The sequence below is a fragment of the Pseudomonas sp. Sample_9 genome (assembly GCF_004307535.1).
Lineage (GTDB): Bacteria > Pseudomonadota > Gammaproteobacteria > Pseudomonadales > Pseudomonadaceae > Aquipseudomonas > Aquipseudomonas mercuritolerans.
This window is the reverse complement of record NZ_RAZO01000109.1, coordinates 38,845-58,845: the sequence shown is the minus strand read 5'-3', so window position 1 is coordinate 58,845 and position 20,001 is coordinate 38,845. Positions and strand designations below refer to the sequence as shown.

Genomic DNA, 20,001 nt, shown 5'->3' with positions numbered 1-20,001 from the left:
GCATTCATGGATAGGAAAAAAGGCCAACCAGACAGCACTGACTGGGTCATCCGCAGTGTTCAACCAGGAGGAATCGAGCGTATTGAAGCGTGGTTCGGCAGCCACGGCTACGATCCTCATCGACATGACACCTACTCCATCGGCCGCACGTTGGCGGGCGTCCAGAGCTTTCACTATGTAGGCTCGTTGCGCCACGGTATCCCCGGCAATACGCTCGTGCTTCATCCAGACGAACTTCACGATGGTATGGCCGGGACTGATGCAGGCTTTCGTTATCGGATGGCTTACATTGATCCGGCAATGATTCAAAACATCCTGGGTGGCGAGCCCTTGCCTTTTATCACGGGGGGGCTTTCAAACGACCCACGGCTGTTCCATGCCAGTGAAACATTTGTGCAAGCAGTGGATCATCCGCTGGAAGCATTGGAGCAACAGGACGCGCTGTATGACTTGGCAATGGCGTTGCGTGCCGTCGCGGGCAAGCCGCGCGGGCGCAAGCGCCTGGATTACCGCGCAGCCGAGCGTGCCAGAGCGTTCATCCTGGAACACTTGGATTCATGCATCACGCTGGAGATGCTCGAGTGTGCCAGCGGGCGCGAACGCTGGAGCCTGTCACGCGACTTCAGAACGCTTTACGGTACGAGTCCTTACCGATTTGTCACCCTGCGCCGCCTGGACCGGTTCCGCTCATTGGTGGTTGAAGGTTTTACCCTGGTCGATGCAGCGCTCGTCGCGGGGTTTCACGATCAAAGTCATATGACGCGACATTTCACCCGCTGTTACGGCATCCCGCCCATGCGCTGGCTGGAACGATTGCGCGCCGCACGCTGAGTTGCAGGATCGTACAAGAGACCCTATTCCTTGCTCTATAGGCTGGCGACTTCAACCACAGAGGATTCGTCATGGCAGAGCTCCGTCATCAATATTCATCAGTTCCTGTAAACCTGGCACATAAGGCTTCGCTGATCGAACAACAATGGAGTCCCAGGGTTGTGGCAGAGATGAATGACTACCAGTTCAAGGTTGTGCGAATCGAAGGCGAATTCATCTGGCACTCGCATCCTGAGACCGATGAAGCATTTCTTGTTTTGGAAGGCACCTTGCGCATTGATCTGCTGGAAGGCTGCGTCTATGTGAATCCAGGTGAACTCTATGTGGTACCCCGCGGCGTGGAACATCGCACGGCTGCCCAAGGTGAAGCCAAGCTGATGATGATCGAGCCGCGAGGCATCTTGAACACGGGGCATGAAGATGGCGAAAGAACGGCTTTGAACGACGTCTGGATATAATCCAACGCACATCCTGTGCAATGTCTGCGCAGAGTTGCAATTGCTGACCTGACCAGCAGCTATGAGTTAAAAGCGGGTTCTGACTTCTCATGCAAAGATTGTTATGAGAAAGGACCATGGACTTGATTATCGATTTGATAGGTCATCGGATTGGCGTGTTCGTGTTGGACTTAATGAATGACGGCCGTTTCAAGGTAGAGAGTGGTTTAGCATGGGGTTGGGCAGTTGTCGTCGGCGGACTGATTCTGTTATCTCCATTCGCAGCATTCTGGGGTTAAATCTGCAAGTACGAATTAGCCCCGTTATGCAGCTCATCAAATCACAGCGCAGGCGATTGACTGTTCTGTTTCCAAGCCCTGGGAGTCACACCTTCGGTTTGCACAAATGTTCGACTGAAGTGAGACTGATCAAAGAAACCACATTCTAGTGCGATCTCTGCAACCAACAATCTTGACGTCTGAAGCAGCTGCTTGCCCCGTAGAATCCTTTGCTCTCGCATCCATTCTTTGGGTGAGACGAGAGTGCTTTTTTTGAACTGACGAGTGAAATGGCTGCGCGACAGCGCACACGCCTGTGCGATAGCTGCCACGGAGATATGTGCGTCCAGGTTATCGAGCATCAGCTGCTTGGCGCGCTGGATCTGCCAGGGTTTCAATTGTCCGGTTTGTTTAGCCGGATCCTTTTGTGAGGACGCGCATGTTTCCTTGTTCATCCTGATTCCTTTTTCCCATTAGCCGGTTGATCAGCTCAATCCAGCGGTCAGTCGATGGGAAAAATCTAACGGAAGGCGCGACGGGATGGGGGCGCAATTTTGCGCTACTGGAGGCGCAAAAATGCACATTCCCGGTCGCGTTCCCGATGCTAGCCTTTGCCTCCCGACAACTCGAATCGACATCATTCGATTCGTCATCTGCAAGGAGAAAGCAATGGCTGCCTCACAACCGCACGGCAAAAACACCGCTTACTGGGGAGTCTCATGGGAGGAGGGCTACGGCTATCCCCAGGCCAGAAAAGTCGGAAACGAGATCTATATCTCGGGTCAGTTCAACCACGATGAGGAGGGTAATCTCGTTGCTCCCGCGCCCCTGAATAGCGAGGGTAAACCCAGCGATTTCTCGTCGATAGGAGAGCAAATGCGCGCCTCCTACGACAATATCGCCAAGCTGCTCGCGCTCTATGGAGCAACCCTTGATGATGTCGTCGAAGAAACGCTGTACGTATTGGATATGGACGCGGCATTCGCCGTCGTAGGTGATGTGCGCAAAGCCGCATATCGCACTGAGCGGCCACAGTGCGCGAGCAATATCATCGGTGTATCCAGGTTGGCTCAACGTTCACAGCTGATTGAAATTGTCTGCAAAGCTGTCATCGGATCTCGCGCCGACTAAGAGACGCTCCCGGTTTCGCCCTGCGCAACCGGGAGATCCAATTGCCCTTCGATCAAAGGCTTTTGATGCGCTACGGCTGCTGCACAAAAAGTCATGAATGCTTTGACTCTCCATGACTTTCGAATGTCCTGATGCGTAAGCAGCCAGAGCTCGTCCTGTAGTTCGCGCACAACTGGCCCTACGCGTGTTAACCCAGGCGTAATGTCTCCCAGCATGCACGGAAGAAAGCCGTAACCAAGTCCTGCCGCAATGGCGACGCTCGCGGCCGCGACGGAGTCCGTACGATAAGAAATACAGTCGGCGCCGATTCTGTCTTCGACGTAGCTTTTGGCCTTCAGTCCACATAATCCTGCGGAATACGACACCCATCGCTGGCCTTCTGCGAAGGGGGTAGTAGTCGCGTGTTTTATGCTGCCATAAGGCGCCCATGCGATCGAAGCGAGCTTGCGCCCGACGAGACTTTCGGCAGGTTTTTTGGTCGCTCTTACCGCTACGTCAGATTCATCGCGGGCGAGACTTAACGTCTCGTTGCCGACCAGCACCTCGATGGCAATTCCTTCATTAAGCGCCTTGAAGTCGGCGATGATCGGCGTGAGGAAATACAAAAGCAGGGAGTCGCTGGTAGTGATCCGAAGCTTTCCCTGTGGCCCTTGACCTGCCCGAGAAACCCGACGTGTAACGCTGACGATATCAAGCTCGACGCGTTCGGCGAGCGCCCTTAACTCGATGCCTTCTGGCGTGAGCATGTACCCAGAGCGACGGTGGTCAAATAGGGCGACCCCAAGTGTCTTTTCCACTTGAGCCACGCGACGCGATACGGTGGATACATTGATCCCCAACCGTTTCGCTGTCGTGGCTCTATTACCGCATTCGCTTAGCGTTTTGATGATTCGCAAGTCGTCCCAAGAAAGCTGACTTACAGCATCGCTTAAATTCTGGGTGACGCCGGTTGGTACGGGCGGAGTGGTTAAAGCTTTTTTTGATGACGGTTTCACGCCAAGCATCCCAAACTTAGATTGCTCATCATACGAAATGGCTGGAGGTGAACCAAGAAATCGCGTGCACAAGCAGACTTTGCCCAAGCATTCTGATTGAACAAGGTGTCAGTCGGTGGGGTGGCGAAGGTCGGATTTTTGCTATTGGCCGATTTCGGCCCAAAGCGGTCATCCTTTGTGCAAGAGGTGTTTGGGATCTGGGCCAGGAAAAATCGATGTTATGAAAGCGGGCATAACGGACGCGCCTATGAAGATGGATGCCATTGGCCGAAGACGTACTCTCGCCAAAATTGGTTTCACTCATAAGCAAACTGATCAATCAACCCCAGACGAGGAACACGTGTGTGGGGCCGCAACAAAGCGCCAGGAGCAATCACAGCGTTTGCGCCAATCTTGCAGCCGTCACCCACCAGCGCTCCGAACTTGCTGACGCCTGTGTCGATCACCTGATCTTCATGGCGGATCCTGATATCAGCCCCGTCCAGTTCGTTACGATAGTTGGCGATGATCGCGCCGGCTTCAATATTTACCGCTTCGCCAATCAATGAATCGCCGACGAAGTTGAAGTGGGCAAGCTTGCTGCCATCGAGCATGAAGGTACTTTTCAGCTCGCAGCTGGGGCCAACGATGCAGTTTCTGCCCAGGTAAACGCCTCCACGGAGGTAAGCGCCCGCTGCTACGAAACAGCCCGCGCCGATGATGATTGCGCCTTTGAGAACGGCGCCTTGCTCGACGATGGCGGTTTCATGAACGGCGCAATTATCGTGGCGCCGGTATCCCGGGCCGAGCGTTTCAAGCAATTCCAGAATCCGGCTCTCGCAATCCTGAACCACCGCCCAAGGGGCAGCGGAGTCCACGCCCAGTAATGGCCATTGAGCGATGTAATCTTCGATTTTTGGCGATTTCATAAGAATCTTCCGAACAAGTGAGAGTGGGGCGTGGGTGGACTGTCGACGACTTGAACGACTCCCTATGCCTGCCAGTCGTACCTGTACAAGCATTTTCAAGGTACGGCGCAATGGATAAGACAATCACCGTGGATCAACTGGCAACCACTGATCTTGGATCAATCAACGAGATATGGCTCGGCGGGACCCATACCCAGTTATGCCTATGGCGTGCTGAACAAGTCTTCACCCACGAAATGCTCAGCGAGGGTACCCATGATCAGAATGTCCGACGCCTGTGCTTGCAGTTAGTTGACCCTGATGATCGAGAAGCAGTGGCACGTGTTGAGGCGGTAGCGCGCGAACGACTCGAAGAAATGGGCAAACAGGGCGAGTTTTACCCGGCCGAGGAGGCGGACACTCGTCAATAGCCGCTGCGCATCTGATGAAAAGCGCTGCTGCTAAGGCAGCGCCTCAAGCGGGCTCCTCAACCCTGCGCACATCCCCCAACGAATCACGCTGCATCGATTGCAGATTCTTTTCGATGGTTTCGCACAGCGCTTCCATTTGAATCTGGTGTTCGCTGTGGCGGAACGGACTCTGCAGATCGGTGCCGATGCGTTCGATGGCCAGCAGCATGAACCCGACCACGGTCGACGCCAGCGGCGTGAACCAGCCGAGGGATTCCACCAGACCTATCGGGACGATCAGGCAGAACAGCGAAATGAACAGCCGTGGAAAATACACGTAAGGGTAGGGCAGCGGGGTATTGGCGATCCGCTCCATGCCGCCTTGGCTGTTGGACAAGTCCACCAGCGTCGACTCAAGCCGCGCCAGACGAATACTGTCCAGATGCCCGGCCTTGTATTCGCGAGCGAGCAAAGTCGCCGAGCCGGTGAGGATATCGTTGGCAAAGTTATTGGTTGTGCCACTGCGGGCGAACTCTTCGGCGGGAATAAACGCCCGCACCTCGTCGGGACAAGGCTGGCCTTGCAGATGCGCGGCAAGGCAATTCACGTAAGCGACGTGGCGGCGCAACAGCGTCGATTTGACCGGGTTCACCTCGCCACCTGCGTCGTCCAGCAGCGTCAGCACCTGCCGGGCAAAGCTGCGGGAATTGTTGATCATCGACCCCCACAGCGTCCGCGCTTCCCACCAGCGGTTGTAAGCGCTGCTGTTGCGAAAACTGATCAACACGATCAACGCCGAACCGAGCAAGGTCAGCGGCATCAACGGCAGGTTCAGCTTGGCGTTGAGAAACAGCATGAAGTCGACAGTGACGGCGATGTCCCAGAGCAGCAACCAGAACAAAGACCAGCCCACGTAACCCAGGGTCTTGATGATCAGACGGTATTTTTTGACGATGGCAGCTTTCAAACGGAAACCTCGTGGCGAGCAGTTTGCTTAAACGCTTAAGCTCGGACGATGCCTGGCAGCGGCAGTTCCCTGGTGGAGCGGTCAGCCGTCAGTCAGTCTGCAAAGTTTGGCCCTGTGCATGGCCAATGCTTTCAAGAAAAATCCTCGTCTCTCGATTCGACCGCAGATAAACCACCCGGCAAGCCGATGGCGCCGTTGTCACGAATTGGCGCATTTTGGCTCGCGAGGTTTTTCTCGTCCGCCACATGAACTTTAGAAACTCCGGCAGGTTCGCCAGCTGTTCGGGGCAGTTTTCCGGCAAGTCGGGCCGAGACTGACCGTGGTTGAGCAGCGTTCTACGCAAGACGCGCAAGAATCGAAGCGGTGGCGAACGATCGATCCAGATCAGCAAATCTGCTCGTGCGACGCGGTTTTCCCAAGAGGTTGAATGGCCACCTTCGAATATCCAGCGCTCGCGCGCCTCGACTTCCAGGCAAAGTCGGGTCTTCTCATCCGGGCTTCGCTCGATCCAGCCTGGCTGCCAATGGATCGTGTCGATATGCACCACCGGCAACCCCGTGCGCTCACCCAGCTTGCGCGCCAACGTACTTTTGCCAGACCCAGGCTGACCAACAATCATCACCCGTTGCATCGAAGCTCCTTCTCGCTCTGCAAGCTGATTTTTTGGGCGGGCGATTCTACGGCAATGCCTGTCTCAGTCAATGACCATTGAACGCTACGCTGGGTTTTGCCGCGCCGCCGACACACTGGCTCGGCGGTCCGCCCGCTCGCCGAGCCGCCATCCCAGCAGCCCCCACAGCAGTGCGCACAACGCGCCGACCAGCGCTGCCATGCCTGCACCTTGGCTGAGGGCGTCCAGCGCGCTTTTCGCCCAGGCACTGATGGCGTCGCCGGCGCGGTAGACCACGGTGTCGATGAAGTTCTTCGCCTTGTACTTGCTTTCGGCATCGAGCGGGGCAAACAGCATCTCTCGGCCTGGGCGCACGAAGGCGTACTCACCGATGCGGCGCACGATCATCAGCGCGGCGATCAGGCCAAAGCCGGGGGCGAAGATCAGCCCGATAAACCCCGCACACATGACCAGCGGCACCATGGCCAACAGCACGCCGACACCGAGCCTTTGGGCGAGGCGTCCGGTGATGAACAGCTGACAGAGCAGGGCGCCCGCCTGCACGACAAAGTCGATGATGCCGAACACGCGCACCTGCGCCTCGCGGTCCGGGAAGTGTTCGGCGACGACGCGTGCCTGCTCGAAGTAAAGGAAGGTGGAGACTGTCGCCAGCAGCACCACAAAGCCGCAGATGCCGAGCAGATAGGATGATTTCAAAACGGCCGTCATACCGCTGAACGGATTGCCCGGCAACGGCCTGCGAGGGCTTTCGCTCGGCGCGGCATCGGGGCGTCCTGCGCCACCCCGTTCACGCCAGCGCATCAGCTGGCGCTTGAACCACATCGCAGCGGCCAGCAGAACAGCGGCCAGCAGCATCAGGCCGGACTCGCCCAGCGGACCGATCAGCAAGGCGCTCAGCGCAGGGCCACTCAGGCCGCCGACGCTGGCGCCCGCCGCGATGAACGCGAACAGACGTTTGGCCTGGGCACTGTCGAAGACATCGGCCATCAGGCTCCAGGCGACCGATACGACAAACAGGTTGTAGACCGATATCCACACGTAAAACACGCGCGCCAGCCACGGGCTTTCCTCGCCGAGGAACAAGACGGCGAACAACAGCAGGTTGGTGCAGAAGAATCCGTATACCCAGTCCACGAAATGCAGGCGCGGCACGCGTGCGCTGAGCCAGGCGAACAGTGGAACGGCCGCCAGCATGACCAGGAAGGTCGCGGTGAACAGCCACTGCAAGTTCTCTACGCCGGCAGTGATGCCCATCGATTCGCGGATCGGACGGAGCATGAAATAGCCGGCGAACAGGCAAACGAACAGCAGAAAACCGTTGAGCGCAGGGCGCAGCTCGTGAGCCTCGGCATTGATGATGGCCCCGGCGCGGTGGGCGAGAAGAGACGTATCCATGTTGCGCTCCTGTGGGAGTGGCGGGGCAACGGCACGGGGCCTGCCCGTGCCGGGCGGTCAGCGGTAGGTGACGCCGGTCAGTCGCTCGGAGAGTTGCCACAGTGTGGCCGAATTCGAGCGATCGGCAGCGGCCGGCGGCATCTTGGCGAAGCCCAGCGGCCCGCGCTTCTCGTTATCACCGGTGGGGCCGTAGTAGGCGCCGCCAACCGCCTCCAGCGCCGTCGCCGCATACAGCGTGGGCAGCGCGCCCTGCGCTGCGGAATGATACAGGTCCCGCTCTACCGCCCATTGTTTGCCGAATTCACTGTCCAGGCCAGGCCCACGAGCGATCAGCTCGGTCACGGCAACGCCGGGGTGCGCGGCGATGCTGCGTATCCCCCAACCGGCGGCATCGCTGCGCTGCTGCAGCTCAATACTCCACTTCAGAACCGCCAGTTTCGATTGGCTGTAGCTGGCGAAAGGGTCGTAACTGCGCTCAGCCTGCAGGTCATCGAAGTTCAGGCTTGCGCGCCCGGCGGCGATGCTCGACAGGCTGACCACCCGAGCATCGTCGCTTTTGCGTAGCAGGGGCATCAGCAGGCCGGTCAAGGCGAAATGCCCCAGATAATTGGTCGCCAGTTGCATCTCGTAGCCATCGGCCGAAACGCCTCGAACAGGCGGCGACATGATCGCGGCATTGTTGATCAGCACGTCGAGCCTCGGCAGGCGCCCTTGCAGACGGTTGGCGAGGTCGCGCACCGATTGCAGATTGGCAAGGTCCAGCGTTTCGAATTGCACGCGCGCCTCGGGCACGGCTTGCTTGATGTTGGCGATCGCCTCGCGGCCGCGCTCGGCGTTGCGTGCGGCGATGATCACCTCGGCACCGGCGCGCGTCAGGGCCAGCGCGTCTTCATAGCCCATGCCGCTGGTTCCCCCGGTCACCAGCACGATGCGGCCTTTCTGGCTGGGCATGTCGTGGGTTGACCAGTCCGGCTTCGGCTCCGTTCGGGAAGTCGCCTGCGCAGCCAGTGTGCCGGCCATCGCGGAAATGGCGAACAGCATTCGGGTGGCCTTGAGAAGGCGTTGGGTCGCGGTATTGCTCGGCGTAGCGGGTGAATGGCTCATCGGGGGATTCTCATTCGCGTGACAGGTTCCCGCTCGGCGGGGCGAGTGAGCAGTATCGGTGTACGAGTGCTCGAGGATAAGTCGGGCATTGGTGGATGGCCCGTACGCTATGGCGTACAGTCAGCCGCCTGCGGAGGAAGCATTCATGCGTAAACCCAACCTTACCGATGTGTCGATATTTGCTGCGGTGGTCGAGGCGGGGGGATTCCGTGCTGCCGCGCAAAAGCGGGGGCTGTCCGCCTCGTCGCTGAGCGATTGCATGCGCCGGCTGGAAAGCGACCTGGGCGTGCGCCTGCTCAACCGAACCACGCGCAGCGTCACGCCGACGGCCGCCGGCGAGCGATTGCTCGAGCGCCTGCGCCCGGCCTTGCAAGAAATCGACGCCGCTTTCAACGATCTCGACGACGACGCTCAGCGCCCGGTCGGCACGCTCAAACTCAATGTGCCAGTGCCGGTGGCACGCTTTCTGTTGCCCGACCTGCTGGCGCGTTTTCTGCGCCTTTATCCAGGGATCAGTGTCGAAGTCGTCATGGACAACGCCTTTGTCGACGTCAACGCTGGCGGCTATGACGCCGGCGTGCGCTATGAAGAGAGCCTGGCCAAGGACATGATCGCCGTGCCCATCGGCCCGCGTCGCCAACGCTTCGTTGCAGCCGCCGCCCCGCGCTATCTGGCTGAACGCGGTACGCCCACTCACCCCGAAGAACTGCCGGGCCATGACCTGCTTGGCCATCGGTTCGAGAGTGGCAAAGTCGGCGTATTCGAGTTCCATCGAGACGGCCGTATCGTGCGTATCCCGCCTCAGGGGCAACTGCTGACGTCGTCGCACGATCTGAAAATTCGCTCGGCCATCAATGGACTGGGCATCGTCTATACCTTCGAGGATTTTCTACGCGAGCCGCTCTCCGATGGTCGACTGGTGCCGATTCTCGAGGACTGGTGGCAGGCCTTCGACGGTCCGTTTCTTTACTACCACGGCCGCCGTCACATGCCTTCGCCGCTGAGGGCGTTTGTGGATTTTTTGCGGGGGGAAGGGCAGCCGGCAGAGAACTCAGGCGTTGTCAGCACCGTGTCGTAAGGCCTGCACCAATCGTTGGACGACGTGGGCTTCAACGGCACCTTCATTGGCTCCCATCTCGAAACCCGCGCAACAGGCTGATGCGTTGCCATCGCAGACTCGGTAAACGGCAATGACGCTGCCGGGTCCGCAACCTGTGTGTCCGCTCAGGATCAATCCGCCCTCAATCGAACCCTGCATCAAACCAAGGCCGTACCCCGGAGCGATCCATGGGCGTCCTGGAATCGGGCCGCCCAAGGGTTTTGCTGTCTGCATTGCCTGGAGCAACGTCGAGGGAAGGAGTTGGCCGGCGAGGAGTCGATCCAGCAATAACGCTGCTTGGGAGAGGGGACCAATCAGCAAGCCGTGATAAACCCAGGCGGGGTCGTAGTTCAACGTATTTCCACCTTGGCATTCCTTCAAATCGGCCCGCGTTTTAGCAAAGCGAACGCTAGAAAGGCCTAAGGGGGTCAAAACGCGTCGGCGGATGGCCTCTTCAAGCGTCAGCTCAGTGAGCTGTTCAATGAGTCTCACGACGAAAAGGTAACCAACATTCGAGTAACGCCATCCGGTGCCAGGGCGGTATCGAAGTCGCGCACCCTCAAGACGTTGCATCATTTCAATCACCGGCCATGCGTCCTCATTGCCAGCGACGGCGTCGTGATACTCAGCCAGCTCGCCATAATCGGCGAGGCCTGACTCATGCCGCAGCAACTGACGCAGCGTAAAAGGCTGGTTGAGAACTGGCTCGTCCAGTTCGATCAGACCGTCACGTACCAACGAAAGGGCGGTCGCTGCCAACACTGTTTTGGTAAAGCTCCACCATGGGGCTATGGGGGCTGGACGGTCGAACTCGTGAGCCTGGCCATTCATTACAAGTAAGCTGGGCATTGGCTTTCCTGGGGTTTTTGACGAAGCGAGGGCTCGACACGATAGCTTGTCTGGACGGGTTATGGGGCTGTCGGGGTTTTTTGATTTTCCAGGATCTTCACCGTTATCCATTTGCATTGCCTGCCAGCAAGGTGCGCATTGCGACGGGCAGCAATCGGCCAAAAGCGGACGCTCAACGCACTTTTTTCCAACCCAAAGCGGTCGTCATCATGTTCAAGTATTATTGCGCCGATGCTCGGACTGTTCATAGGTAGGTTGATGCATGGCCAGAAGCGTTAGGCTTCAACAGAAACTTCATTCAAAGTATCTCGTTGAGGTAGCGGGAGAGGTGGTGCTTGATGACTGCCTTGTTGAAAAGCTATGGGCGCTCAACAGAGGTGACAGGTTTGAGTTGAATTCACGCTCCTTCGGTATTGGACCTGTTCAAAAATACCGCTTGGAATACGCGATAACGAGAGGCCCCATTCCTGGGCATTGGCTCTACAAAGAATTTGACCCAAAGGAACTGACATTATTTTTTACGGCAAAAGACTTTGCCGGCATTTGCCATGGCTGGACCTTGTTTGACGAGTGACCATTCACGGTTCGCTGCCTGGGAGGCAGCTTCTGGCCAATAGCCGTGATTAAGCGACCAGCGTAATCTTTCGGCCTTCTCGCACAATTGAGGCAAGCAACAGATGACGGAACAGCTTTGCGTTGTATTCATTCCGGCGCTTTCGGTGGCTTTGCAAAGCGCCGAAACGAACAAAGGCTCCCCACTTACAGAGTCCGAGGCACTCAAAATTCGTGATCACGCGACGTGTGTTGCAGTTCCATTCGACGTCGCCCTGGATATGGAGAACGAACGTGGGTTCCGGGACTTAGTCGCCGAGGACTGCTGGAATGAATGGCAACGACTACGGCTCTCAATGAAGAAATGCCCCCTCTGAATTGCACCCGTACTCAGTCATAAGATGCAGTCTTCACCTGCCCATTGCTGCTGAAATGAGAGGCAGCTATTGGCCGAAAGCCGACATTCGGTGACATCTCTATCTGCATCATCTTGCACCGTGTTCCGGGCAGATCCTCCAGTCGATCCTGGCGGGCTTATCTATTCAAGATCTCCCGCTTCAAGCGGAATTCGCCTGATAACGTCGTCATAAGGCACCAGGTCCAGAAAGGCAGTGACCTCGACTGCCTGCAAATTTTGCATGCGCATGATCCACACGTAGCTGTTGCGATAAGGCGCGCCGTCAGCTGCGGTGGCGGTGCCGTCCCAGTGCACGACGACGTCGTCGCCTTCAGCCCAGATATCCGTCACCGTCGGGCGAACGGGCGAGGCGAGCCGTTTTGCGAAGGGTTGGACTGCGCGTTTCAGGAAGTCATCTCGGCCGCGATAAGTACCCGCCGAAGGGCTGGTCCCCTTGATTGTCCAGATCACATTGGGAGCCAGCACATCTGTGAAGAACGTCCGGCCGCCTTGAGCCCACTGGTTGAACGCTTGCGCAATGAATTGGCGATTGCGTTCCGTAGTTGGTTCGCTGGCCATGGCGGGCGCCGGCCCTGTAATGAGTGTGGTGAAGACCAGTGCTAGCGCTGTAGAGAGGCGTTGAACAAGCGTCATTTCCTGTGCTCCTTAATCTGTTCGATGAGCCCCGTCGAGTTGGATGGGCCGTTGTTGTTATCTGTAAGCCGCTAGTTGCGTTCCCTCACGCCGTTGCTCTATATGGGGCTTTGGCAAAGAATCGGCGCGGGTGTGGCCGGCAGTACCTCTGGGCTTCATCTGAAGTGTGACTTATGAGCGGAGGAGGGCTGTTGCAGGATCGTCCTGATTTCTTGCTTGATCATCCGATACCAGTTGTTCAACCGCCGCATGCCCTCGTTATGGAGTTGCGTTTGAGTTCCCTGTCCAAGCTTGTCGATATCATTGGTCGTCACGCCCAGAATGACGGCATTCACAGCACCGCGATTCCGGGTGTCAGCCTGATTCGTTCGGCTTCGCCCACGATGCCTATGCCGGTGGTGTATGAGCCGACACTTTGCCTAGTGGCTCAGGGACGAAAACAAGCGATGCTGGGCACTACCGCCTATGTTTACGATCCGGCCAAATACCTGATTGCATCGGTAGACCTTCCGGTGATGGGCTCGGTCATCGAGGCGAGTGAGGCTGTTCCCTATCTGTGCCTGGCGCTGGATCTCGATACCGCTGTATTGAGTGAACTTGCGCTGCGCCATCCGCTAAGAGAAGAGAGCGTCAGTGCACCGCCGGCAGGCATTACGCTCAACGATACGACTCCAGAACTGCTGGATGCTGCGGTTCGGCTGGCCGGGCTGCTCGACAGGCCACGGGATATCGAAGCGCTCGCTCCGCTGGTGATTCGCGAAATGCTTTATCGCCTTCTCACCGAAAACGGCAACAGCATCATCAGGCAGATGGCACAAGCAGACAGCCGCTTGAACCAGATTGCCAAGGCCATTGCCTGGCTGCGCAGCCACTACAACGAAGCGTGTCGGATAGGAGACCTTGTCGATATCGCCGGCATGAGCCGTTCTTCTTTTCATGCGCATTTCAAGGCGATCACCTCGATGAGCCCGCTGGAATTTCGCAACCAGTTGCGGCTACAGGAAGCACGTCGGCTGATGGTCACCGAAGCGGTCGATGCCGCAGAGGCGGGATATGCAGTCGGTTACGAAAGTCCCTCGCAGTTCAGCCGAGACTACGCCCGTCTGTTCGGCATGCCACCGGCGAAAGACGCCTGGCGGCTGCGCACGGACATTTGTGGAATTTGAATCCAGCGCTTTTCGTCGCGCAGAAAAAAACGAGGCCGCATTTGCGGCCTCGTTTTCAATGTGTTCCGGACTACTGTTTGACGCTCAGGTAATCGCCGGTCGTATTCAGCGAGATGGTCACGTCCTTGTTGCTGCGGTTACGCCAGAACCAGCCATGGGTGCCGTCAAATAACGCGGTGAATTCACCTTTATTGCTTTTGACCTGCTTGCCCTTGTTGTAGCTGTGGAAGTAACCCTTTTCGCCGTTGTAGGGCTCGCCGTGAGTGTCGTAATTCACCAGCCCGCCAGTGGCTGTCCATTCATAACTGACAGTCTTGCCTTTCAGCATTTCCAGTTTGATTTCCGTCCCTTCGCCAGGTTTGAGCGTTACGCTCATCTGATTGGACTTCAGGGCCGGGGAGGGTGCCGTTACTGGCTGAGCGACAGGCTTCTGAACGGGCTGGACTTGCGCAACTTGCTGCACCGGAGCTGGAGCAGCAGTTGGAGTTGGAGTCGGAGCTGGAGCGGCTGCTTGAGGCGGCGCGGCATCTGCCAGCGCTTCCTGAGCAAGGATGATTTTCAGCTCGCCCATCTGGGTAAGCCCCAGTGTTCGGCCTACACCTGTAGGATCAATGGCGTATTCAGACGGCATGACAACGGTCACCAAAAGGCCGGCGGCGACCAGTATCGCGATGACGGTCGAGCGCAGCAGTTTGCGGGTGCTTGGCAATTCGTTAACAGTTGGAAGCGGAGTATTGAACATGGTCAGAATTCCTTAGGCGGAGACAAACAGGCCGGTGATCTGGTAACCGATCAAGAGGAAACCGGCACTCATCATGGCGACGTTGGCGGTATACGCGTGGCGCCAGAAACTGCCGGTGCGCCGCCAATACCCCATCAAAATCAGAATCGCGCTGAGGGCCAGCAATTGGCCGATCTCGACACCAACGTTGAAGGCGATCAGGTTCGGAATCAGACCGTCTGGTGAGATCTCGTATTCCTGAATCTTGGTCGCCAGACCAAAACCGTGGAGCAAGCCGAAGATCAGCGTGGCCACTTTGGTATTGGGCTGGAAACCAAACCAGCGCTGGAATGCGCCGAGGTTATCGAGTGCCTTGTAAACCACCGAGAAACCGATGATGGCGTCGATGATGTAAGAGCTGATGCTGACCTCGGTCAGCACGCCCAGCAGCAACGTGACCGAGTGGCCTACGGCGAACAGCGTGACGTAGAGGCCAACGTCTTTCAGGCGGTAGAGGAAGAAGATCACCCCGAACAGAAACAGCAGGTGGTCATATCCCGTCATCATGTGTTTGGCGCCCATGTAGATGAACGGCAACAACATGACGCCGGTGCTTTCCTGAATGAAACCCTTGTCACCTTCAGCGACCGCATGCGCCATTGCTTCGGGCATACCGAAAAAAAGCGCGGCTAAAAATACAAACAATAGTAATAGCGGGCGATGCGCGGGCGCAGCGAATACGCCAACACCGCTCATTGAGTGCGAATGCATGAATTAATCCTACGTTGCAATGATCGTGGGCCGCATGGCGGCCATGGTCAGGATGCGAACGAAGGACGTGGCGGGCGCTCGATCAGGAATATCGGCGGGGGAGGAACAGCATGCCGAAGTGCATCGACGCGCATCGATGGCATTGGCGAGGTCGCCAGCATCAACGCGGCTGTGAGTTGCGGCGTTTCGTGCTGATGATCAGGAGTCAGTGGCGAGTGATAGTGTTCTGAAAGAATTGAGTGGCCGGATGAAACCTCTTCGCCATGGGAGTGATGGGCGTCTTGAGTGATCTCCCACGCTGGCTGTTGCGATGGCACCGACAACGAATAGGTATGCCCGGCCCAAGCCATGAACATGGCGAGTGCAAGCGCGATTACCACCGTCGTTGTCAGTGTCCTGTTGAACATGGGATTCGGTTTTCGGCCTGTTTAATGGGGCTTTCTCATGTTTGACCGTATCCCCTTGGGGGGGATAGGATGCGAGCATAATTCATCGAAGCCCGGGCCTCAAGTCATGAGTGAGCAAGAACACAGCCATCCCCACACCCACCAAAGTCATGAGGCGATCATCAAACGCCTCAAACGGGCGGACGGGCATTTGCGCGGCATCATCACCATGATCGAAGAAGGGCGTCAGTGCGTGGATATCGCCCAGCAGCTTCATGCGGTCGAGAAAGCGATCTGCCAGGCCAAACGAACACTCATCCAGGATCACATCGACCACTGCCTCGAAGATACCGTTTCGGCCCTGGGCAATGGCGAGCGCGCACCGCTGGAAGCTTTCAAACAAATCACCAAGTACCTTTAGGTCTGACATGCCCGATTTCGCTGAACTGTTGCAGCAAGGCGGGGCTCGCGCCTGGCTGTATTTCCCGAGCGCGATTCTGCTCGGTGCCTTGCATGGCCTGGAGCCCGGTCATTCGAAAACCATGATGGCGGCCTTCATCGTGGCCATCCGTGGCTCGGTCAAACAGGCTGTTTTGTTGGGGTTGGCCGCAACGCTTTCGCACACCGCCGTGGTGTGGCTGGTCGCCATCGGCGGCATGTACCTGGGCAAAGGTCTGGACGCTGAAACCACTGAGCCGTATTTCCAGCTTGCTTCCTCTGCACTGATCATCGCGATTGCGTTGTGGATGCTGTGGCGTACCTGGCGCGGTGAGCAGATGTTCAAGTTCGAGCAAGGTGATGATCATCATCACGACGAGCACGAGCATGGCCATCATGATGAGACCCACCAGATCGATACCGGTCATGGCCGTGTTGAACTGTCGATCTTCGAAGAGGGCATGCCACCGCACTGGCGCCTGAAGACCCTGAGCGGACACGCCTGGGCAGCCTCGGATGTTCGCCTGACCACGACGCGTCCGGACGGCAGCAGCCAGTCATTCGCGTTCGTCGAGCGTGAAGGTTTTCTGCAGTCGACGATCGATATTCCGGAGCCGCACGAGTTCAGCGCTCGCTTGAGCCTTGGACATGCCGGGCATTCGCATGATTACGATCTGACGTTCCAGGAGCATGATCACGGGCATGCGCATTCCGAGCTGGAAGGCCTGGAGCTGTCGATCGATGGCTATCAGGATGCGCACGAACGTGCTCATGCCAACGACATCCGTAAACGCTTCACCAACCGTGAAGTGACCACGGGTCAGATCGTCATGTTCGGGCTGACTGGCGGCCTGATTCCCTGTCCGGCTGCCATCACTGTCCTGTTGCTGTGCCTGCAAGTGAAAGAAGTCGCGCTCGGCGGCATGCTCGTTCTGTGTTTCAGCATCGGCCTGGCGCTGACTTTGGTCACTGTCGGTGCCGCTGCGGCCATCGGTGCCAGACAGGCTTCCAATCGCTGGCCGTGGCTGGGAACCGTGGCGCGCCGCGCTCCTTACCTGTCCAGCGTGCTGATCATTGGCGTTGGCCTGTATGTCGGCTTTCATGGCTGGATTGGCCTGAGCGCATAAGGCGGGAGTGTTGGTGCTTTTCGTTGCGGCACTCAGTGCCGCCACCTGCCACCATAACCAGCCCGACAAACGACGTCGTTTGGCTGATGTTCGCGCCCAGTGACCCAGCCATCGCAAGCAATCGACCTTTGATCGAATCCTCGGAGAAGTCGCTTGCTCAATGAAGGCACCTGGCCATACGCTGCTCCGCGTGAGACATCTCACAAAGAATAACAACACGAGCATGGAGCAAGCCCTGATGAAACTGTCCGCCATTCTGATTGCCGCACTATTATCGATTACATCCGTTGCTGCCTTTGCGCACAGCGGTGGCACTGACTCGAAGGGTTGCCATCGCAACCACAAGACCAACGACTACCACTGCCACTAAACGGCAAGAGCCCAGCGCAAGGCTGGGCTCTTGTGATGAGCGCGGTGGGGGGCGGGACATAAGCGCACGCCCGACCTTCATCGCTTGTATTTGAAACTCTGCACCTCACCGGTAACAGGGCATTTTCGTTTACTCCACCGGCACGACATTATCCAACGCCTGATTGACCGCCAGCTCGCCGAGCATCACTACCTGCGCAATACCTTGCAGTGTCTTGCGCGCAGATCCTTCAACCATCCCGATCACATCACTCAACATCACCGAGGCCGAGCCCAGCGATTCGCTGGCGTTGACCAGCAGTTCTTCGGTGGCGATTTTCGGGTTGGCGAGGAACATGCTGCTGGTCTGGTAGGGCGTGGTATTGAGGGTGTCGGTGGGTTTGAGGTAGTGGTCGAGGGCGCGGTCGGCGGCTTTGTGGAGTTTTTTTGAGTCGAGGGATTCGTAGGGGGAGGTTGCGTCTGACTGTGGCGGGTTGGGCGTGACTTTGAACATGGTGAAGCTCCATATGTGACCAAGGGAGCCATCACTCTCGCTACCAAACGAAGGGTGGTGGCCATACGAAGGTTGGTAGACCGGCCCACATGGAAAAACCGGCGCGCTCGAAAACGCCCTGCGCATGGCCACCATAAAACCGATGCGAAAGCATCTGCATAGGATGACGTTATGCGCCATGTGGAAAGCGGGCTACCAAACCCGATCACTGTTTTTCAGTGACCGGCCAACGATAGAACCCCGGCCCGAGGCGCACAAGCCGGCGGATTCTGGCGTAGTCGTAGGCAATGGCGCAAGGCGTTGTAGTTTGCTGGAGCAGTCTGGATATCGGTTTTAAACGAGGTGTTTAGGGAATTGGTTTTGGCTGAGGTTTTGTGTTGATCGGGCTGGGGTCTTCGCGAGCAGGCTCGCTCCCACAGGTGTCGAGTTGGCAATGTTTATAGCGTCGTGCCAATCGGGCCGTCACAGATTTTGAACTTTGCTTTCGGCGCCATTTCCATTGTTTGAGGTGACAACCCTCCAGCTCCTCCACACCCGAACCAAGGAATGACCGTGACGGCTCCCACTCATAAACCTGCTCTGCGCCGGGCAATCACTTTCCCGATGCTGTTTCTGTTTATTCTCGGCGATGTACTCGGCGCGGGTGTTTACGCACTCGCCGGAACGATCGCGGGGGAGGTGGGCGGCGCGATTTGGGTGCCGCTACTGATCGCGTTGTTCTTCGCCATGTTGACGGCAGGTTCCTACGCGGAGCTGGTGACCAAATATCCCCACGCCGGCGCGGCTTCGGTGTTCGCGGAAAAGGCGTTCAAGTCGCCGCTCATTTCCTTCCTCGTCGGTTTCTGCATGCTGGCGGCTGCGGTCACCAGCGCTGCGGGTTTGTCGCTGGCGTTTGCCGGTGATTACCTCAACGCCTTCGTCGACGTATCGCCGCAGATTGCCGCCCTGGTGTTTCTTCTGGCTATCGGCCTGCTCAACGCGCGGGGGATCAAGGAGTCGCTTGGGGCAAACCTGGTGATGACCGTGATTGAACTGTCCGGGTTGATTCTGGTGATCGTGGCTGCGGTCTGGTATTTCCGCACAGGCGATGCGGACCTGGGGCGGACGCTCACGTTCAAACCGGGCGTCAGTCCCGTGCTGGCGGTGCTGGGGGCGGCATTGTTGGCGTTCTATTCCTTCGTAGGCTTCGAAACCTCGGCCAATCTTGCGGAGGAAATCAAAGACGTGCGCAAGGTCTACCCGCGTGCCTTGTTCGCGGCTTTGCTCACCGCTGGCGTGGTTTACATGGCGGTTGGCGTGGCAGCTTCTTCGGTGTTGCCTACCGAGAAGTTGGTGGCAACGTCGGCGCCTTTGCTCGAAGTTGTCCGCGCATCGACCCTCGCAATCCCGCCGGCGCTGTTCTCTTTTATTGCGCTGATCGCTGTGGCCAACGGTGCGTTGTTAACCATGATCATGGCCAGCCGATTGACCTATGGCATGGCGAATCTGGGGCTGTTGCCGGGTGTTTTGGGTGCGGTGCTGCCTGAACGAAAAACTCCGTGGGCTGCCATTGTCGCAACGACCTTGGTCGCTATTGCCCTGACACTCACAGGCACGCTGGCAACGCTGGCAGAGACGGTGGTGTTGCTGTTGCTGTTCGTTTTTCTGAGTACCAATGTGGCGGTGCTGGTTCTTCGTCGTGACAGGGTAGAGGAGGACCATTTTCGCGTGCCGACCTTTGTCCCGGTGCTTGCGATCGTGTCGTGTCTGGTGCTGCTCAGTCAGCAGGGGTGGGAGACGTGGTTGCGGGCGGGGGCGCTGATCATTGTCGGGATGTTGCTGCATGGCTTTTCTCGTATCAATTTTTCTGCGATCAGTAAGGCCGGGTAGTGCAGCAGCTTGGGGAATTGGTGTTGTTTGGGCGGGCGTATTCG

The 20,001-nt window shown here is 57.6% G+C and carries 23 protein-coding genes; 10 read left to right on the top strand and 13 right to left on the bottom strand.

The window, feature by feature from the left end:
* The first annotated feature begins 6 nt into the window (after positions 1-6).
* The gene (locus tag D6877_RS05780) at positions 7-831 is read left to right on the top strand and encodes an AraC family transcriptional regulator (protein WP_130910140.1); all 825 of its coding nucleotides are present in this window, start codon (positions 7-9) and stop codon (positions 829-831) included.
* A 71-nt stretch (positions 832-902) separates the two neighbouring features.
* Positions 903-1,289, top strand: a complete 387-nt coding sequence (locus D6877_RS05775) for a cupin domain-containing protein (protein WP_125926132.1) — start codon at positions 903-905, stop codon at positions 1,287-1,289.
* 319 nt (positions 1,290-1,608) lie between these two features.
* Here D6877_RS05775 and D6877_RS05770 read toward each other — a convergent pair whose 3' ends face one another.
* Positions 1,609-2,001: an AraC family transcriptional regulator gene (locus tag D6877_RS05770; RefSeq protein WP_039758866.1), complete on the bottom strand. Its 393-nt coding sequence runs from the start codon at positions 1,999-2,001 to the stop codon at positions 1,609-1,611.
* Positions 2,002-2,215: 214 nt separating this feature from the next.
* Here D6877_RS05770 and D6877_RS05765 point away from each other — a divergent pair, with 214 nt between their 5' ends.
* On the top strand, positions 2,216-2,677 hold the full coding sequence (locus D6877_RS05765; RefSeq protein ID WP_039759017.1) for a Rid family hydrolase: 462 nt from the start codon (positions 2,216-2,218) through the stop codon (positions 2,675-2,677).
* On the opposite strand, the gene D6877_RS05760 is transcribed toward D6877_RS05765, so the two are convergent.
* Complete coding sequence (locus D6877_RS05760) at positions 2,674-3,681, bottom strand: LysR family transcriptional regulator (protein WP_130910151.1); 1,008 nt, start codon at positions 3,679-3,681, stop codon at positions 2,674-2,676. The two genes, D6877_RS05765 and D6877_RS05760, sit on opposite strands and share 4 nt — an antisense overlap.
* A gap of 287 nt (positions 3,682-3,968) precedes the next feature.
* Positions 3,969-4,580 (bottom strand): transferase, encoded by a 612-nt coding sequence (locus tag D6877_RS05755; RefSeq protein ID WP_130910139.1) that lies wholly within the window; start codon positions 4,578-4,580, stop codon positions 3,969-3,971.
* 110 nt (positions 4,581-4,690) lie between these two features.
* Here D6877_RS05755 and D6877_RS05750 point away from each other — a divergent pair, with 110 nt between their 5' ends.
* Positions 4,691-4,990, top strand: coding sequence for a hypothetical protein (locus D6877_RS05750; RefSeq protein WP_130910138.1), 300 nt, complete (start codon positions 4,691-4,693; stop codon positions 4,988-4,990).
* Positions 4,991-5,033: 43 nt separating this feature from the next.
* Here D6877_RS05750 and D6877_RS05745 read toward each other — a convergent pair whose 3' ends face one another.
* The 4 genes from D6877_RS05745 to D6877_RS05730 all read right to left on the bottom strand — a co-directional run bounded on the left by D6877_RS05745 (position 5,034) and on the right by D6877_RS05730 (position 9,066).
* Positions 5,034-5,936, bottom strand: a complete 903-nt coding sequence (locus D6877_RS05745) for a bestrophin family ion channel (protein ID WP_024012629.1) — start codon at positions 5,934-5,936, stop codon at positions 5,034-5,036.
* 88 nt (positions 5,937-6,024) lie between these two features.
* Positions 6,025-6,567, bottom strand: coding sequence for an AAA family ATPase (locus tag D6877_RS05740; protein WP_130910137.1), 543 nt, complete (start codon positions 6,565-6,567; stop codon positions 6,025-6,027).
* Positions 6,568-6,651: 84 nt separating this feature from the next.
* A complete protein-coding gene (locus D6877_RS05735) occupies positions 6,652-7,962 on the bottom strand; it encodes an MFS transporter (RefSeq protein ID WP_130910136.1) in 1,311 nt (436 codons plus the stop codon).
* 57 nt (positions 7,963-8,019) lie between these two features.
* A complete protein-coding gene (locus D6877_RS05730) occupies positions 8,020-9,066 on the bottom strand; it encodes an SDR family oxidoreductase (RefSeq protein ID WP_130910135.1) in 1,047 nt (348 codons plus the stop codon).
* A gap of 145 nt (positions 9,067-9,211) precedes the next feature.
* Here D6877_RS05730 and D6877_RS05725 point away from each other — a divergent pair, with 145 nt between their 5' ends.
* The gene (locus D6877_RS05725; RefSeq protein ID WP_130910134.1) at positions 9,212-10,144 is read left to right on the top strand and encodes a LysR family transcriptional regulator; all 933 of its coding nucleotides are present in this window, start codon (positions 9,212-9,214) and stop codon (positions 10,142-10,144) included.
* Here D6877_RS05725 and D6877_RS05720 read toward each other — a convergent pair.
* Positions 10,118-11,014: a serine hydrolase domain-containing protein gene (locus tag D6877_RS05720; RefSeq protein ID WP_130910150.1), complete on the bottom strand. Its 897-nt coding sequence runs from the start codon at positions 11,012-11,014 to the stop codon at positions 10,118-10,120. The two genes, D6877_RS05725 and D6877_RS05720, sit on opposite strands and share 27 nt — an antisense overlap.
* Before the next feature lie 262 nt (positions 11,015-11,276).
* On the opposite strand from D6877_RS05720, the gene D6877_RS05715 reads away from it, so the two are divergent.
* On the top strand, positions 11,277-11,588 hold the full coding sequence (locus D6877_RS05715) for a hypothetical protein (RefSeq protein WP_130910133.1): 312 nt from the start codon (positions 11,277-11,279) through the stop codon (positions 11,586-11,588).
* A 516-nt stretch (positions 11,589-12,104) separates the two neighbouring features.
* On the opposite strand, the gene D6877_RS05705 is transcribed toward D6877_RS05715, so the two are convergent.
* Positions 12,105-12,617: a nuclear transport factor 2 family protein gene (locus D6877_RS05705; RefSeq protein WP_130910132.1), complete on the bottom strand. Its 513-nt coding sequence runs from the start codon at positions 12,615-12,617 to the stop codon at positions 12,105-12,107.
* Between the two features lie 191 nt (positions 12,618-12,808).
* Here D6877_RS05705 and D6877_RS05700 point away from each other — a divergent pair, with 191 nt between their 5' ends.
* A complete protein-coding gene (locus tag D6877_RS05700) occupies positions 12,809-13,783 on the top strand; it encodes an AraC family transcriptional regulator (protein ID WP_241662855.1) in 975 nt (324 codons plus the stop codon).
* Between the two features lie 70 nt (positions 13,784-13,853).
* Here D6877_RS05700 and D6877_RS05695 read toward each other — a convergent pair whose 3' ends face one another.
* From D6877_RS05695 to D6877_RS05685, 3 genes are read right to left on the bottom strand one after another with little or no spacing between them, the layout of a single operon-like run.
* Positions 13,854-14,525: a transmembrane anchor protein gene (locus tag D6877_RS05695; protein ID WP_130910131.1), complete on the bottom strand. Its 672-nt coding sequence runs from the start codon at positions 14,523-14,525 to the stop codon at positions 13,854-13,856.
* 12 nt (positions 14,526-14,537) lie between these two features.
* A complete protein-coding gene (locus D6877_RS05690) occupies positions 14,538-15,275 on the bottom strand; it encodes a HupE/UreJ family protein (RefSeq protein WP_130910130.1) in 738 nt (245 codons plus the stop codon).
* A 47-nt stretch (positions 15,276-15,322) separates the two neighbouring features.
* Complete coding sequence (locus tag D6877_RS05685; RefSeq protein ID WP_130903042.1) at positions 15,323-15,682, bottom strand: hypothetical protein; 360 nt, start codon at positions 15,680-15,682, stop codon at positions 15,323-15,325.
* A 106-nt stretch (positions 15,683-15,788) separates the two neighbouring features.
* Here D6877_RS05685 and D6877_RS05680 point away from each other — a divergent pair, with 106 nt between their 5' ends.
* Both D6877_RS05680 and D6877_RS05675 read left to right on the top strand, forming a co-directional pair.
* A complete protein-coding gene (locus D6877_RS05680) occupies positions 15,789-16,082 on the top strand; it encodes a metal-sensing transcriptional repressor (protein ID WP_130903043.1) in 294 nt (97 codons plus the stop codon).
* 7 nt (positions 16,083-16,089) lie between these two features.
* The gene (locus D6877_RS05675; protein ID WP_130910129.1) at positions 16,090-17,226 is read left to right on the top strand and encodes a nickel/cobalt efflux protein RcnA; all 1,137 of its coding nucleotides are present in this window, start codon (positions 16,090-16,092) and stop codon (positions 17,224-17,226) included.
* Between the two features lie 499 nt (positions 17,227-17,725).
* Here the strand turns inward: D6877_RS05675 and D6877_RS05665 are convergent, their stop codons facing one another.
* The gene (locus tag D6877_RS05665; RefSeq protein WP_130910128.1) at positions 17,726-18,088 is read right to left on the bottom strand and encodes a hypothetical protein; all 363 of its coding nucleotides are present in this window, start codon (positions 18,086-18,088) and stop codon (positions 17,726-17,728) included.
* 546 nt (positions 18,089-18,634) lie between these two features.
* Here D6877_RS05665 and D6877_RS05660 point away from each other — a divergent pair.
* Complete coding sequence (locus tag D6877_RS05660) at positions 18,635-19,957, top strand: APC family permease (protein WP_137213372.1); 1,323 nt, start codon at positions 18,635-18,637, stop codon at positions 19,955-19,957.
* The last annotated feature ends 44 nt before the right edge of the window (positions 19,958-20,001 follow it).